The sequence below is a fragment of the Kitasatospora sp. NPDC088351 genome (genome assembly GCF_040685575.1).
GTDB lineage: Bacteria > Actinomycetota > Actinomycetes > Streptomycetales > Streptomycetaceae > Kitasatospora.
In genome coordinates this window covers 13,725-28,866 of the sequence record NZ_JBFBIL010000059.1, presented here as the reverse complement: position 1 = coordinate 28,866, position 15,142 = coordinate 13,725, and the positions used below count along the sequence as shown (strand labels likewise).

The window sequence follows — 15,142 nt, the reverse complement described above, 5'->3', positions numbered from 1 at the left end:
GGCACTGCCCGGGCGGACACCACACGCGTAGACTCCCCTCCGTGGCCAAAGTGACGCGCGACGATGTAGCCCGACTGGCTGGTACCTCGACCGCGGTCGTCAGCTACGTCATCAACAACGGGCCGCGCCCGGTCGCGCCCGCGACCAAGGAGAAGGTCCTCGCCGCGATCGAGCAGCTCGGCTACCGGCCGAACAGCGTCGCCCAGGCGATGGCCTCCCGCCGTACCAACCTGATCGGCATGGTCGTCCCCGACGCCCGCCAGCCGTTCTTCGCCGAGATGGCGCACGCGGTGGAACGCGCCGCCTCCGAGCGCGGCAAGCTCGTGCTGATCGGCAACTCCGACTACGTGGACGACCGCGAGGTCCACTACGTCCGCGCCTTCCTCGGTATGCGGGTCTCCGGCCTGATCCTGGTCAGCCAGGGACCCTCGCAGCGGGCCGCCGAGGAGTTCGCCGCGATGGAGGGGGCGAAGGTGGTGCTGCTGCACCGCCGTCCCGAGGCGATCGACGATGTCGCGGTGGTCACCGACGACGTGGGCGGCGCCGAGGCCATCGTCCGCCACCTGCTGGAGGTGCACGGACACCCGTACGTGGCCTGCTTCGGCGGCCCGGTCGAATCCCCGGCCCCCGGTGACCCGGTCATCGACCACGTCGAGGGCTGGCAGCGTGCCATGGACGCCCACGGCCTGCCCACCGAGCCGCACCTGATCGACGCGCCCTTCCACCGCTACGGCGCCTATGACGTCGCGCTGGGGCTGCTGCGCTCGGCCGACCGCCCGCCCGCGATCTTCTGCTCCACCGACGACCAGGCGATCGGCGTGCTGCGGGCCGCCCGCGAACTCGGCCTGCGGGTGCCGGAGGACCTCGCGGTGGCCGGCTTCGACGACGTGCCCGAGGCCGCCCTCGCCGACCCGCCGCTGACCACCGTCGCCTCCGACCGCGACGCGATGGCCCGGGCCGCCGTGGACCTGGTGCTCGACGACTCGCTGATGGTGCCGGGCTCGGACACCGAACGGGTCCGGAAGTTCCCGTCCCGCCTGGTCATCCGCCGTTCCTGCGGCTGCGGCGGAACGGCCCCGGGCGCCACCGCCGAAGCGGAATAGCGCAATCCGGCCCGGCATCCGCCATCTACCGCCTGACCAGGCTTTATGAGAAGTCAACGGGCTTCTCGGGCCCTTCTGAGCCCGCTCTCATCCGATCCTCATCCAGCGGGCGGACGTTGGTCGACATGAGCGATCAGCAGCACGGCAGCGAGCAGTACGGACAGCGCGGGCAGGACGACCGGTACGACCCCTACGGCACGTACGACCCGGCCCGGCCCTCCCAGCCCCACGAGCCGTACGGCACGGACACCGCCCAAGGCGCCTACGCCGCCCACCCGGCTCCGCACGAGAACCGGATCATCCCGGGCACCGTCCTCGGGAGCACCGTCGCCGAGAGCACCGCCGGCCACGGCTACCGCGAGGACCACTCCCGCGGCGGCTTCGACAGCCCGCCGCCTCCCCCGCCCGCGGCGCCCCCCGTGCCGCCGGCCCCGCCCGCCGCCGGCGGACCGGGCACCCCCGGCGGCCACGGCGGCCGGGGCAGGCGCGGACTGCTGCGCGGCCGGGTCGCCCTGGTCACCGCCGTCGCGGCGGTCGCCGCCGTCCTCGGCGGGGTCACCGGCGGCGTCGTCGCCGCCGACGAGCACGGTTCCGGCACCCGCACCACCACCATCGCCAGCCCGGTCTCCGCCCGCTCGGACGGCAGCGCCGACGTCGCCGCCGTCGCGGCCGCCGTCGCACCGAGCGTCGTCCAGATCACCGTGCAGGGCGCGAGCGGCACCGCCACCGGCACCGGCGTGGTCCTCAACAAGGACGGCCAGATCCTCACCAACTACCACGTGATCTCCGGCGCGGTCGACGGCGGCCGGCTCACCGTCACCTTCAAGGACGGCTCCACCACCCAGGCCACCGTCACCGGCACCGACAAGGCCCTGGACGTCGCCGTGATCACCGCGAGCGGCGCCAGGAACCTCGCCCCCGCCGTCCTCGGCGACTCCTCCGCCGTCTCGGTCGGCGACCCGGTCGTCGCCATCGGCAACCCCGAGGGCCTCACCGGCACCGTCACCTCGGGCATCATCAGCGCCGAGAACCGCGAGGTCACCGTCCAGGTCGACGAGAGCAGCACCAGCGGCAACGGCGGCTTCGGCTTCCCCAACCTGCCCGGCCTGCGCGGCGGCACCCCGCAGAGCAGCGGCGACACCACCACCTACAAGGCCTTCCAGACCGACGCCGCGCTCAACCCCGGCAACTCCGGCGGGCCGCTGATCAACGCGAGCGGACAGGTCATCGGCATCAACTCGGCGATGTACTCGGCCAACGGCTCCAACTCCACCGCCGGTGGCAGCAGCGCCGGCAGCGTCGGCCTCGGCTTCGCCATCCCGATCAACGACATCAAGCAGGTACTCCCGAAGCTGCAGGCCGGCCAGAACATCTAGACGGACAATTGCAGTAATCCCGGCCCTCCGACCACGAGAAAGGGCAACCGCCCATGACCCCGTCCGCCGACGACCGCACCCCCGCCGAGTCCGGGCCCACCACCGCCCGGCTCCTCGTGGTCGACGACGAACCCGCCCTCCGGGACGCCCTGGAGAGCAGCCTCGCCTTCGAGGGCTACGAGGTCGCCACCGCCACCGACGGCTACGAGGCGCTGGAGTCCGTCGAACGCGAGAAGCCCGACCTCGTCCTGCTGGACATCATGATGCCCCGGATGGACGGCCTCACCGCCGTCCGCCGGATGCGCTCCCGCGGCGACAGCGTCCCGGTGCTGATGCTCACCGCCCGGGACGCCGTCGGCGACCGGGTCACCGGCCTCGACGTCGGCGCGGACGACTACCTCGCCAAGCCCTTCGAGCTCGACGAACTGCTCGCCCGGGTCCGCGCCCTGCTGCGGCGCAACGCCCTCGCCACCGAGGCCGCCGCCCGGGCCGCGGCCGTCGAGGAGGACAACGAGGTCATGGCCTTCGGGGACCTGCGCATGAACACCGCCACCCGGGAGGTGACCCGGGCCGGCAAGCCGGTCGAGCTGACCCGGACCGAGTTCATGCTGCTGGAGATGTTCCTCTCGCACCCCCGCCAGGTCCTCACCCGCGAACAGATCCTCAAGGCCGTCTGGGGCTTCGACTTCGAGCCCTCCTCCAACTCCCTGGACGTCTACGTGATGTACCTGCGCCGCAAGACCGAGCAGGGCGGCATGCCCCGCCTCATCCAGACCGTACGCGGCGTCGGCTACGCCCTGCGCCCGGCCGCCGGCACCGGCGCGTGAGCAGCACGGCCCCCCTCCCGCCCCCGCCGTCGGCGCCACCCCGGATCCCCCGCCGCCAGCGCCTCCTCCGCTGGTACCGCGCCCAGTCGCTGCGCAGCCGGCTGACCTTCCTGACGGCGGCGGCGGTGGCGGTCGCCATCGCCCTCTCGGCGCTGGCCTGCTGGTTCATCGTGGAGCAGAAGCTCTACGACCAGGTGCAGGAGAACCTGTCCCGCGCCAAAGTGCCACCCCTTGAGCTGGTCGACCCGATCCGGCGCACCTACAGTCTGGGATTCTGCAGCACCTCGGTCGCGAAGGCCGAGGCCGCGGCCGAAACCGCCGCCAAGGCGAAGGCCAGGGAGATTCGTCCCGATATGATCGGCGGCGGATCAGCGGGAGGGGCCGGTCAGTTCACCACCGAGCTCTACAGTCCGAACGGGCAGATCTGCATTCCGGATGTCTCGCCCCCGAAGGGCGTCGAGGTCAAGGCCTCCGACCTGCTTGCCATCTCCCAGGGCAAGTACACCTACCGTGACGGCCGCTACGTCGACGGCACTCCCGCCAGGGTTCGGCTGAACGGCGTCCACGACGACGCGGGCAACAGGTTCGTCCTCCTGACCGCGACTCCGACCGACGCGGTCGAGAAGTCCCTCAACCAACTCGCCCTCATCCTCGGCGGCGTGGCCCTCGGCGGCGTCATCCTCGCCGGAGCGGCCGGCCGCCTGGTCGCCCGCTCCGCGCTCAGGCCCGTGGACCACCTCACCGACGTCGTCGAGCACATCGCCCGCACCGAGGAGGTCGGAGCCACCATCCCGGTTCGCGGCAGCGACGAGATCGCCCGTCTCTCCACCTCGTTCAACTCCATGAGCACCGCCCTCGCCAACTCCCGCGACCGCCAGACCCGGCTGATCGCCGACGCCGGGCACGAGCTCCGCACCCCGCTCACCTCGCTCCGGACCAACGTCGATCTCCTCATCCGCAGTGACGACACCGGCCGTCCGCTCCCCGCCGCCACCAGGACCAAGCTGCTCGGCAACATGAAGGCACAGATGCAGGAGCTCACCGTCCTGATCGGCGACCTGCTCCAGCTCTCCCGCCCCGACTCCCCCAAACCGATCCGGAACCTCACCGTCGTCGCGCTGCACCAGATAGCTCAACGAGCGGTCGAGCGCGCCAAGTTGCGCGGGCCGGGACTGGTCTTCGAGACCGACACCGAGCCCTGGTTCGTCCACGGCGACGCCGCCGCCCTCGAACGCGCGGTGATCAACCTGCTGGACAACGCCGTCAAGTACAGCCCGCCCGGCGGCACCGTCGAAGTACGGCTCCACCAGGGCGTGCTGACCGTCCGCGACCACGGCCCCGGCATCCCGCCGGACGAGCTGCAGTACGTCTTCGACCGGTTCTGGCGCTCGCCCTCCTCCCGGCAGCTCCCCGGCTCCGGCCTCGGGCTGTCGATCGTCGCGCAGAGCGTCCGCGAGGCCGGTGGCGAGGTGTCGCTCGGCCCGGCCGGGGACGGTGGCCCGGGCGCGCTCGCGACCGTACGGCTGCCGGGCGGCCCGGCTCCCGAGTAACGCCCGCGGACGGCGAAAGGGCGGGCGGGGCGCCCCGACAGCGCCCCGCCCGCCCTTTCCGGCTCTCGGTCAGCCGATGCTGCCGCCCGGGCCGATGACCTTGATGCGGTCCTGTGCCGGGGCCTGCAGCGGCGCGGCGGCCGAGCTGTGGGCGCCGAGGTAGGCGGCGAAGACGTCCAGGTCCGAGGCGCCGACCAGCTTGTCGGTGCCGGCCGCGAAGGCCGGGAAGCCGTCGCCGCCGCCGGCCAGGAACTCATTGGCCGCGACCCGGTAGGAGGCGGCCGGGTCGATCGGCGCGCCGTTCAGCCGGACCGAGTCGACCAGCACCCGGTCCGCACCCTTCTTGCGCATGTCCAGGGTGTAGGCCAGGCCCCTGGACGGCTGCAGGATCTTCGGCGAGGCCTCGTTGCCGCCGCTCACCTGCTGCTGGAGCAGCTGGAGCAGCTGGGCGCCGGTCAGCGTCTTGACCTGCATCATGTTGGTGAACGGCTGGACGGTGAACGCCTCGCCGTAGGTCACCACCCCGTCGCCCTCGGCGCCGCTGGCCTTGTAGACCAGGTCGGAGCGGATGCCACCGGGGTTCATGAAGGCGATCTGCGCACCGCCCTTGTCGGCGGGGGCCAGACCCTCCTGCTGCGCGTCGGCGATCAGGTCGCCCAGCGGCTTCTCCGGGTCGCTGTTGCCGCGGCCGTTGATGTCCGAGGCGATGTAGCCGACCGGGCGGTCGGCGATCGGCGCGGCCAGCTTGGAGTAGCGCGAGATCAGCGCCGTCATGTCCGGGGCCTTCTCGACCGTGCGGCGCACGATGTGGTTCTCGGCCTTGACCGACGGACGGACGATGGTGCCCGTGGTCTTGTCGAGCTTCAGGTCGATCTCGGTGTAGAGCCGGCCGAAGGAGGCGGCACTGGTCACCGAACGCGGAACGCCCTGCGGGTCGGGGATGGTGCAGGCGTACGCGTTGTGGGTGTGGCCGGTGACGATGGCGCCGATCGCCGGGTCCAGGTTCTTGGCGATGTCGACGATCGGGCCGGAGATGCCCTGACCGGCGGTGCCGCAGTCGTAGTTGTAGGTGCTGCTGGCCGGCAGGCCGCCCTCGTGGATCAGCGCGACGACCGAGTTGACGCCCTGCTTCTTCAGCTCGGCGGCGTACTTGTTGATCGTGGCGACCTCGTTGCCGAACTTCAGGCCCTTGACGCCCTCGGCGGTCACGATGTTCGGCGTGCCCTCCAGGGTCGCGCCGATGAAGCCGATCTTCACGCCCTGCGACTTGGTCACCCAGTACGGGGCCAGGACCGGCTTGCCGGTCTTCTCGTCGGTGACGTTGGCGGCCAGGTAGTTGAAGTTGGCGCCCTTGAACTTGCGGCCCTTCTCGTAGCAGCCGTCGACCGGGTGGCAGCCGCCGTTCTGAAGGCGCAGCAGCTCCTTGGCGCCCTCGTCGAACTCGTGGTTGCCGACCGCGGTGACGTCCAGGCCGAGCTTGTCCATCGCCTCGATGGTCGGCTCGTCGTGGAAGAGCGCCGAGGTCAGCGGGCTGGCGCCGACGATGTCACCGGCGGCGACGGTGATCGAGTCGTCGGCGGGGATCCGGGCCTGGCGCAGCGCGGTGGCCAGGTACTCGATGCCACCGGCCGGGGTGCTGACCGGCCGGCCGGTCGCCGGGTCGATCTCCTGGATGGTGCCGGACGAACCGGCCGGGGGCTCCAGGTTGCCGTGGAAGTCGTTGATCGCCAGCACCTGGAGGTTGACGGTCTTCTGACGCTTGGCGTCCGCGGCCTGGGCGGCGGTCGGCACGACCACCGTGCCGAGCAGGCCGGCGGCGGCCGCGACGGCGAGCGCCGCGCGTCGGGATCTGACGGTGAGCATGAGGGTCCCCTGCACCTTGAGAGAGCGCCCAGCTGTGGACAGGTCCGGGTGGGCGAAGATGTCGTTGCGCGAATGCAGCCTAGAGTCAACGCGCGTAGCTGTCAGGACCCCGGACGTAACGACAGGGTTACCTACTGACGAATCGTCGCCGGACAATCGCCCCGGACGACCGGCTCACCCCGCCCGGACCGCCCGGCTCCCCGCCCTCTCCGGCACCCGCTCAGACGCCCGGCTCGGCCGCCAACTGGCGTTCGGCGCGGACCCGCTCGGCCACCGCGTCCTCGGTCATCGCCCGGTCGGTGTACACCAGCGGCCGTTCGGCCTCGGTGATGATGTGCTTGACCACCTGGACGTTGCCGTTGACATCCCAGACCGCGATACCCGGCGACAGGGTCGGGATGATCTCCACCGCCCAGCGCGGCAGACCCAGCACCCGGCCGGTGGCTCTCGCCTCCTCGGCCTTCTGCATGTAGATCGTCCGGGTGGAGGCCATCTTCAGGATCGCCGACGCCTCCTTGGCCGCCGCGCCGTCCACCACGTCCGAGAGGTGGTGGACCACCGCGACGAAGGAGAGGCCGAGCCGGCGCCCGAACTTCAGCAGCCGCTGGAACAGCTGGGCCACGAACGGGCTGTTGATGATGTGCCAGGCCTCCTCGACCAGGAAGATGCGCTTCTTCCGGTCCGGCCTGATCCAGGTGTGCTCCAGCCAGACCCCGACGATCGCCATCAGGATCGGCATCGCGATCGAGTTGCGGTCGATGTGCGACAGGTCGAAGACGATCAGCGGCGCGTCCAGGTCGATGCCGTCCGTGGTCGAGCCGTCGAACATACCGCGCAGGTCGCCGTCGACCAGCCGGTCCAGCACCAGCGCCACGTCCAGGCCCCAGGCCTGCACCTCGTTCACCGCCACGCCCAGCGACTCCACCGAGGAGAGCTCGGGGCTGCGCAGGGTGTCGATGATGTCGTTCAGCACCGGCTGACGGCCGGTCACCGTCGCCACCACATGGGCGTGCGCGGCCTTCAGCGCGAAGCCGGCCCGCTCGTCCAGACCGTGCCCCATCGCCACCTCGATGATGGTGCGCAGCAGCGACAGCTGGCCGGTCGTGGTGATCGCCGGGTCCAGCGGGTTGAGCTTCACCCCACCGTCCCGGGCCGCCATCGGGTCGAGCCGGATCGACTTTATGCCCAGCGCGTTGGCGATCAGGTTCCACTCGCCGACGCCGTCCTCGCCCTGCGCGTCCAGCACCACGACCTGCCGGTCCCGGAACCTCAGCTGGCGCAGCACATACGTCTTCTCCAGCGCCGACTTGCCGTTGCCGGACTCACCGAGCACCAGCCAGTGCGGGGCCGGCAGCTGCTGACCGTACAGCTGGAAGGGGTCGTACACATACCCCTTGCCGCTGTACACCTCACGACCGATGATCACGCCGGAGTCGCCCAGCCCCGGTGCGGCGGTCGGCAGGTAGACCGCCTGCGCCTGGCCGGTGGACGTACGCACCGGCAGACGGGTGGTCTCCACCTTGCCGAACATCAGGCTGGTGAACGCGTCGGTGAGGTTGCCGATCGCCATGGGCGGCCTCCTGGTGGATTGGTGCGCCGGTCAGCGGCGGATGCCGGTGGCGAACGGGAGGGTGTTGACGAAGGCCCGGTGGTGCTCGCGGTCGCACCACTCCAGCTTGAGGTAGCTCTTGCCGGCCGAGGCGCGGATGGTCCGCTTGTCGCGGGCCAGCGCCTCGGGGCTGCGCGAGGAGACCGTGATGTAACCGACCAGGTTGACCCCGGCCGCACCGGACGCCAGGTCGTCACCGCGCTGGTCCACCCGGCCGGTGTGGGCCAGGTCGCGCGGGTCGACCGTGCGGTTCATCTTGGCCGCGCGGCTGGCCTCCGCCTCGTCGTTGGTCTTCTCGGTGAGCATCCGCTCGATGGCCACGTCGGTGGGCTCCAGGTCCATCGTCACCGCCACCGTCCGGATCACGTCCGGGGTGTGGACCAGCAGCGGGGCCAGGAAGTTGACGCCGACCGGGGTCAGCGGCCACTCCTTGATCCAGGCGGTGGCGTGGCACCACGGGGCCCGGGTCGCCGACTCCCTGGTCTTCGCCTGCAGGTACTGCGGGTGCGTGGCGTCCAGCTCGGCCGGCCAGGCGTTGCGCTTCGACATCGCCTGGATGTGGTCGATCGGGTGGTCCGGGTCGTACATCGAGTGCAGCAGCGAGGAGAGCCGGGCCTGGCCGAGCGGCTGACGCACCCGGATGTCCGCCTCCGCGAGGCGCGCGCAGATGTCGGTCAGCTCGCGCGCCATCACCGCGGCCAGCCCCTCGTCGTCCCGGGCCCGCCGTCCGGTCGCGGTCCGGCCCATGGCGTGCGCCTCGGCCGCCAGGTCACGGGTGTAGTGCATGCAGGCCACCAGGTAGGCCCGGTGCTGCTCGGAGGAGGTCGAGACCATCGACTGCAACTGGTCGTACGAGTCCTGCAGCCACCGCGGCGCGTCGTGGTCCCCGCGCCGCTCCACGTCCTTGGCGTGTGCGTCCGGGTCGGCGGGCAGCGTCCGGGCGAGGATCTGCAGCCTGGTCACGAAGCCGTCCCCGTTGGCGACGTGCTTCAGCAGCGTGCCGAACCGGTCGACCAGGGCCTCCTGGTCCTCCGAGTCCCGCAGGCCGACACCCGGACCCTCGATCTCGATCGCCGCCGTCACCGTGCGCCGCTCCAGGTGCATCAGCACCCCGACCTCGTCCGGCCCGAACGGCGCGGCCAGCCAGCGCAGCCGGCCCACCCCGGGCGGCGGGCCGACCTCCACCTCGCGCCCGTCCAGCCGGGTGCCGGCGTCCATCGCGTCCGACTTCCACACCGCCCGGCCGCTGCGGACCGTCCGGCGGTAGGTGCGGTTGATCTCCACCCACTTGTAGAACGTCCGGCGGCGGTACGGCACGTAGACCGCGGCGATCGCCAGCAGCGGCAGCCCGATCAGACCCGCGATACGCAGCGGCAGCACGGGCATCATCAGGCCCCAGAGCATGCCGAGGAACGCCCCGAAGATGATCAGGATGATCTCGCCGGACTCCCGGTTCCGGCCGATCGGCGCGTTCGGGCGGGCCTTGCCGATCAGGTAGGTGCGGCGCTGGTGCACGTACGGCTGGGCGTACTGGGCGCCGTACTGGCCGAGTGGTTCGCTGCTCACTTACCCGTCACCCTCCCTTCGCTGGATTGCTGTCGCGGATCGCTGCCGAGGCCGGCGGCCCGCCCTGCGGCGGCGGGGCCGGGGTGCGGCCGGCGTGCGCGGCGATGCCCGGCGCGACCGAACCGCCGCCGGCCCCACCGCCGCCGCCCGCCCCCTGCGGGCCGCGGTCGCCGTGGGTGCTGATGCCCTGCTTCATCAGGTTCGCGGTGCCGTTGATCATCGCCGAGCCGGCCGAGACCGCGCTCGCCCGGGCCGAGCGCATGTTCATGATCTCGTCGCCGAAGCCCGGCACGAAACGGTAGACGGCGGTGCTCGCGAAGATCGACAGGAACAGGATCGCCAGACCCGACAGCACCCGCGCGAAGTCGTCGTTCGCCCCGGCACCGGTCGCCACCGCACCGGCCAGCCCGAGGATGATGACGATGATCGGCTTGGCCAGGTCCACCGCCACCATCACCCCCGCCCAGCGGCGCACGTGCTTCCACAGCTGCTTGTCCACCAGCCCGGCGTACACCGCGGTCCCCAGCAGCGCACCCACGTACAGCATCGCCGCCCGGATCAGCAGCTCGATCCAGAGCACCGCCGCGGCCAGCACGGCCACCAGCGACACGATGATCAGGATCAGCGGCCCACCGCCCATGTCACCCTTCTCCAGGGTGTCGGCGAACCCGCCCAGATACGTCCCGGTGTCCGACTTCGTCCCCACCGCGACGGCCTTGGTCAGCCCGTCCGTCGCGCTCACCACCGTGTACAGGATCAGCGGCGTGAACGCCGACGCCACCACGGTCAGCCAGAGGAAGCCGATCGCCTCCGAGATCGCCGTCGTCAGCGGCGCCCCGCGCACCGCCCGCTTCGTCACCGCCAGCAGCCAGAGCACCAACGTGATGATCGTCGAGGCGGCGAACACCACCGCGTACTGCTGCAGGAACGACGCATTGGTGAAGTCCACCTGCGTCGTCCCGTCGATCGCACTCGACAGCTTCCGCACCACCCACGCCGCCGCCTGCGCACACCCCTTCGCCAACGACCCGAGCGGATCGGCCACACTCCCGACGGTCCCGCTGCCGGGAAGGGAGCCGTTGCCACCAGGAGCGCAGTAGACATCGTTCCCCGGAAGCGGAACCCCAGGGCAGCTTGTGTTGGTCGCGCCGGGGCTCGGTGCGGCCGACGGCTCGGCGAACGCACGTGAGGCTGTCAGCACGACGGAGATGAGGCCTGCCGCCGTCCCTCCGGCCAATCGACCCGCACGTCGCCTTGCCCGAGCCGAACCACCGTCAGCGTGCATAGCGGAAGCCTCCGAACTGCTCGACAGCACCAGTGATTTCCTCAGAGGTCGCAGCCTGCTGGTCCGGCGGGACAGGTGCGGGGCCGGCTACCCGACTGAAGTCAGTGAGCTTCCAGTCCGTTCCGGTCCACCGCAGGTTGAGCGTCAGGGTGAACCATTCCTCCGAGACCGGCCGGATCGATCGCTCGCCGGCGAGGCCGAAGAGTCCCGTGCACCAGACCTCGACCTTGACACTCTCTTCGCTGTAGGCACTGCTCTTCGCACCGACCGGGATGGTCCGGCTGACGAACGTCTGCCCCTTGGGCGGTCGCCCTTGCGCATCGACTCCGAACCTGGCTGCGGTCTCGGGCGAGAACCCCTGGTCCAGGCGGGCCTGGAGGGCTGCGGCGGCGCCCGGGTCGGCGATGGTGGCGACGATGGTGTGCCGGCTCTCGGTGCGGAACATGTCGGCGGAGCCGATGGCCACCGCGTAGTTGACGGCGGCCGACTGCGCGCCCTGGTCGGTGTGCGGGAAGCCGCCGGCGATGCCGTTGGTGGTGGTGCTGACCGGCTGCTCGCCGCTGGGGCCGGGACCCGCGCCGGCGGTGGCGGTGGCGCCGTCGGCGGAGCGGCCGGCGGTACCGGAGGCGCCGGGGTCGGCCTTGCCCCGGTTGGCGATGGAGATCGCCACCACCAGCAGGGTGACGACCACCAGGACGGTCAGCAGCGTTCGCAACGGCCTCGGTTGACGAGCGCTCACCTGTGAGGAGGGCTGTTCGCCGACCGGCAGCCGCGTACGGGTGTGCGGCTGGTCGTCGGACAACGGCACGGCGGCCCTCCTGGTGCGGGGAGCCTGGGCGGCTCCGGGGGCCCCTCCGCCCGTGGACGGGCGGGAAGGGAGGTGAGGTGGGTGGACCCCCGGCGGGGGCTCCGGAAGGTCCTGACGGGACGGACGTCAGGCGGGGGCACCGCCTGACGTCCGATCGTCAGATGGCCATGCCGTACACAATGGTGAACAGAGTGCCAAGTGATCCAATGATGAACACGCCGGTCAGCCCGGCGATGATCAGCCCCTTGCCCTGCTCGGCGCCGAAGCTGTCACGCATGGCGGTGGCGCCGATCCGCTGCTTGGCCGCGCCCCAGACGGCGAGGCCGAGGCAGGCCAGGATGGCCACGGCCATGACGACCTCGACCATCACCCGGGCCTCCGACCCGAGGCTCGCGAACGGGCCCCAGTCCGGGGCGATCCCGCCGATGATGGTGTCGATATTCGGCTTCTTAGGAGGGTCTTCGGCCAGGTGGCCGATCGCGATACTGTCCACGCTGCTCAGGTTCATTTCCATCTCACCGCCCGATCAGGCAAATTCAAGGGCCCAGACCCCGTCCGCGCGAAGGGTCGGTACCTATTCTTGGCCAGATCTGACGTCGACTTGGCTGCTTCTCGCGGATTGGTCGTGAGGCATCGGACACGTGCGCGAGGATGTCCACCGTACGAAGGATAGCGCTCACTCTTTGTATCTCTGATGATTGCGGTGAGCAACGCCTTCCGGGACACTTCGACTGACGATTCGTCGGGATGGTGCTGATGGTACTCCGCAAGGCCGGGATGGCCGCCGCAGCAGCGGGAGTTGTCGCATTCGGCTTCGTCGGTCTGGTGACCGTCGGGACGTATGCGGCAAGTGGGACACCGCAACCGTCCGCCAATCGCGCCAACCTCTCGGCGGGAACCGTGCCGGCCGCCTACCAGGGGCTGATCCAGCAGTGGGGAACGCTCTGCCCGGAGATCTCCCCGCCGATGCTCGCGGCACAGCTGTACCAGGAAAGCGGTTTCGACCCGGGCGCCCGATCGCCCGCGAAGGCGTACGGAATGGCGCAGTTCCTGGAGAGCACCTGGGCGATCTACGGCACCGACGCGAACGGCGACGGCAAGAAGGACATCTGGGACCCCGCGGACGCGATCGCCTCGGCGGCGACGTACGACTGCGCGCTCGCCCGTGACGTGGCGAAGGTGCCGGGCGACCGGCAGGACAACATGCTGGCCGCCTACAACGCGGGCCCGTACGCGGTGGAGAAGTACGACGGCGTGCCGCCGTACCGGGAGACCCAGGGGTACGTGCGGAGCATCAAGGCGCTGGCCCGCAGCTTCACCGCGCCCACCGCGCCGGTGGAGGTGGTCCAGCAGTCGGCCGGCGCGATCTACTTCGCCCAGGGCAAGCTCGGCACGCCGTACCTGTGGGGCGGCGAGGGCCTGCCGTCGCAGAACGGGCGGTTCGACTGCTCCGGGCTCACCTGGGCCGCGTTCGCCAGTGTGGGCATCACGCTCCCCCGGGTCGCCAACGACCAGTGGTACGCCGGGCCGCACCCCTCGCGCGACCAACTGCGCCCGGGTGACCTGGTCTTCTGGGCGACGGATCTGAACGACCCGCGCAGCATCCACCACGTCGGCATCTACGTGGGCGGCGGGTACATGATCAACGCGCCGCACACCGGCGCGGTGATCCGCTACGACAAGATCGACACCAGGGAGTACATCGGCGCCACCCGGATCACCTCGGACGGCGCCGAGGCCCTGCCCGTGCGCAACGCGGACGGCACCATCACCGGCAAGGGCGGTCCGGGCGCGGCCACCCAGGATCCGGCCACACCTCCGAGCGGCACCAGCAGCCCACTGGCCAACCCGTCGGCCGGCCAGGCCGCTGCGGCCGCACCCGCGGGGCCGGCCGGCCCCGACCCCACAGGTCCCGGTCCGACAGGTCCGGGTCAACCCGCCGTAAAAAGCTGAACCCCCGGGCCGCACGGTGTGAGCGCACTGTGGACGCTGAGTCAATTTTCGATAACAGCGCGTTTCCGTGGAACGCCGCGCCCCGGTTATGACGTTGTGTCCGATGGTCCACCGTCAGCCCCCTGGGCCGGGCGGACCTCGGCCGGAACGAACAGGTGCAGCGGACCAGAAGGAGGTGCGGCGTGTCGACGCCGCTTGCCGACACGACCAACCCCGACCTCGGTCTGCTCTACGCCGTCAACGGCCTGGCCAAACGCTCTCCGGAGTGGCTGGACCACCTGGTCTCGTGGATCGGCGAGTACGGCATCCTGCTCGGCCTGGCCCTGCTGGGCCTGGTCGGCTGGCTGCAGGCCAGACGCCGTCCGGACGCCCCGGTGGCGGTCGCCGGGCTGCTCTGGGCACCGCTCTCGGTCGCCATCGCCGAGCTGGCCAACCTGCCGATCGCCGCCATCGTGAACCGCCCGCGCCCCTTCGTCGATCACACCGGCCTGGACGTGCTGGTGGACGGCAAGGCGGGCACGCACTCCTTCGTCAGCGACCACTCGACGATGTCGATGGGCATCGCGGTGGCGCTGTTCCTGGTGAACCGGCGACTGGGCTGGATCGCCGGCGGCCTCGCCCTGCTGCAGGGCTTCTGCCGGATGTTCATGGGCGTCCACTACCCCACCGACGTGATCGGCGGGTTCGCGCTCGCCACCGCGGTCGTCCTGCTGCTGGCGCCGATCGCGATGGCCGTGCTGGTCCCGCTCTGCCACGCGCTGAGCCGGACCGTCGTCGCCCCGCTGATCAGGGCACCCCGGAGCGGCCCGCGTCCGCGCGGCCGGCGGCGCAGCGGCGAGCGCGGCACCGTCCGGGCCGACGAGCAGCCGCCGGAGTCCGATCTGGCGGCCTAGCGGCCGCTACGGGGACTCCCCGCCGTGCTCGGTGAGGTGGTCGGCGGCCTCCCGCCGGCTGAGGTCGCGGGACCGGCGGGCCGGGGAGAACCAGCCACAGGCGCAGGTCGCGAAGGAGAAGGAACCGCGCTCGTCGATCTCGACGCGGTGCTCGGGCATCCGGGTGGTGCCGGGGGCCGCCGGCAGCTCACTGTGCACGTGGTTCACGGTAACGCCCCGGGGCCCCGGCGCGCGATGCCTCCGGCGCGCCGGGTTTCGCGTAACCCGGCGCGCCTCAACTCGTTTGCCCGGAAAGAGCTCTGCCCACCT

At 71.2% G+C, this 15,142-nt stretch carries 13 protein-coding genes; 6 read left to right on the top strand and 7 right to left on the bottom strand.

The window, feature by feature from the left end:
• The first annotated feature begins 41 nt into the window (after positions 1–41).
• The 4 genes from AB0P06_RS30240 to AB0P06_RS30225 all read left to right on the top strand — a co-directional run bounded on the left by AB0P06_RS30240 (position 42) and on the right by AB0P06_RS30225 (position 4,856).
• Positions 42–1,103, top strand: a complete 1,062-nt coding sequence (locus AB0P06_RS30240) for a LacI family DNA-binding transcriptional regulator (protein WP_363612894.1) — start codon at positions 42–44, stop codon at positions 1,101–1,103.
• A 125-nt stretch (positions 1,104–1,228) separates the two neighbouring features.
• On the top strand, positions 1,229–2,479 hold the full coding sequence (locus AB0P06_RS30235; RefSeq protein ID WP_363612892.1) for a trypsin-like peptidase domain-containing protein: 1,251 nt from the start codon (positions 1,229–1,231) through the stop codon (positions 2,477–2,479).
• 53 nt (positions 2,480–2,532) lie between these two features.
• Positions 2,533–3,306 carry a response regulator transcription factor gene (locus AB0P06_RS30230; RefSeq protein WP_363612890.1) on the top strand — a complete coding sequence of 258 codons (774 nt, stop codon included), beginning with the start codon at positions 2,533–2,535 and terminating at the stop codon, positions 3,304–3,306.
• Complete coding sequence (locus AB0P06_RS30225; protein WP_363612888.1) at positions 3,303–4,856, top strand: HAMP domain-containing sensor histidine kinase; 1,554 nt, start codon at positions 3,303–3,305, stop codon at positions 4,854–4,856. The genes AB0P06_RS30230 and AB0P06_RS30225 overlap by 4 nt, the downstream gene beginning before the upstream one ends.
• 69 nt (positions 4,857–4,925) lie before the next feature.
• Here AB0P06_RS30225 and AB0P06_RS30220 read toward each other — a convergent pair whose 3' ends face one another.
• The 6 genes from AB0P06_RS30220 to AB0P06_RS30195 all read right to left on the bottom strand — a co-directional run bounded on the left by AB0P06_RS30220 (position 4,926) and on the right by AB0P06_RS30195 (position 12,495).
• Complete coding sequence (locus AB0P06_RS30220; RefSeq protein WP_363612886.1) at positions 4,926–6,719, bottom strand: bifunctional metallophosphatase/5'-nucleotidase; 1,794 nt, start codon at positions 6,717–6,719, stop codon at positions 4,926–4,928.
• A 220-nt stretch (positions 6,720–6,939) separates the two neighbouring features.
• Positions 6,940–8,289 (bottom strand): ATP-binding protein, encoded by a 1,350-nt coding sequence (locus AB0P06_RS30215; protein ID WP_363612884.1) that lies wholly within the window; start codon positions 8,287–8,289, stop codon positions 6,940–6,942.
• Between the two features lie 30 nt (positions 8,290–8,319).
• Entirely contained in the window at positions 8,320–9,894 is a 1,575-nt protein-coding gene (locus AB0P06_RS30210) for an SCO6880 family protein (RefSeq protein ID WP_363612882.1), read from the bottom strand.
• 7 nt (positions 9,895–9,901) lie between these two features.
• The gene (locus tag AB0P06_RS30205) at positions 9,902–10,939 is read right to left on the bottom strand and encodes a hypothetical protein (RefSeq protein WP_363612880.1); all 1,038 of its coding nucleotides are present in this window, start codon (positions 10,937–10,939) and stop codon (positions 9,902–9,904) included.
• Positions 10,940–11,168: 229 nt separating this feature from the next.
• Positions 11,169–11,987, bottom strand: a complete 819-nt coding sequence (locus AB0P06_RS30200) for a hypothetical protein (RefSeq protein ID WP_363612878.1) — start codon at positions 11,985–11,987, stop codon at positions 11,169–11,171.
• Positions 11,988–12,144: 157 nt separating this feature from the next.
• Positions 12,145–12,495 carry a hypothetical protein gene (locus AB0P06_RS30195; protein ID WP_363612876.1) on the bottom strand — a complete coding sequence of 117 codons (351 nt, stop codon included), beginning with the start codon at positions 12,493–12,495 and terminating at the stop codon, positions 12,145–12,147.
• Between the two features lie 248 nt (positions 12,496–12,743).
• On the opposite strand from AB0P06_RS30195, the gene AB0P06_RS30190 reads away from it, so the two are divergent.
• Both AB0P06_RS30190 and AB0P06_RS30185 read left to right on the top strand, forming a co-directional pair.
• The gene (locus AB0P06_RS30190; protein ID WP_363612938.1) at positions 12,744–13,940 is read left to right on the top strand and encodes a bifunctional lytic transglycosylase/C40 family peptidase; all 1,197 of its coding nucleotides are present in this window, start codon (positions 12,744–12,746) and stop codon (positions 13,938–13,940) included.
• A gap of 182 nt (positions 13,941–14,122) precedes the next feature.
• Entirely contained in the window at positions 14,123–14,833 is a 711-nt protein-coding gene (locus tag AB0P06_RS30185; RefSeq protein ID WP_363612874.1) for a phosphatase PAP2 family protein, read from the top strand.
• A gap of 6 nt (positions 14,834–14,839) precedes the next feature.
• On the opposite strand, the gene AB0P06_RS30180 is transcribed toward AB0P06_RS30185, so the two are convergent.
• On the bottom strand, positions 14,840–15,031 hold the full coding sequence (locus AB0P06_RS30180) for a hypothetical protein (protein WP_363612942.1): 192 nt from the start codon (positions 15,029–15,031) through the stop codon (positions 14,840–14,842).
• Positions 15,032–15,142 lie beyond the last annotated feature (111 nt).

Bases quoted from the DNA above. Each gene is read 5' to 3' on its own strand.
- AB0P06_RS30235 (WP_363612892.1), top strand. From the start codon at position 1,229: ATGAGCGATCAGCAGCACGGCAGCGAGCAGTACGGACAGCGCGGGCAG.
- AB0P06_RS30190 (WP_363612938.1), top strand. From the start codon at position 12,744: ATGGTACTCCGCAAGGCCGGGATGGCCGCCGCAGCAGCGGGAGTTGTC.
- AB0P06_RS30215 (WP_363612884.1), bottom strand. From the start codon at position 8,289: ATGGCGATCGGCAACCTCACCGACGCGTTCACCAGCCTGATGTTCGGC.
- AB0P06_RS30220 (WP_363612886.1), bottom strand. From the start codon at position 6,719: ATGCTCACCGTCAGATCCCGACGCGCGGCGCTCGCCGTCGCGGCCGCC.
- AB0P06_RS30230 (WP_363612890.1), top strand. From the start codon at position 2,533: ATGACCCCGTCCGCCGACGACCGCACCCCCGCCGAGTCCGGGCCCACC.
- AB0P06_RS30195 (WP_363612876.1), bottom strand. From the start codon at position 12,495: ATGAACCTGAGCAGCGTGGACAGTATCGCGATCGGCCACCTGGCCGAA.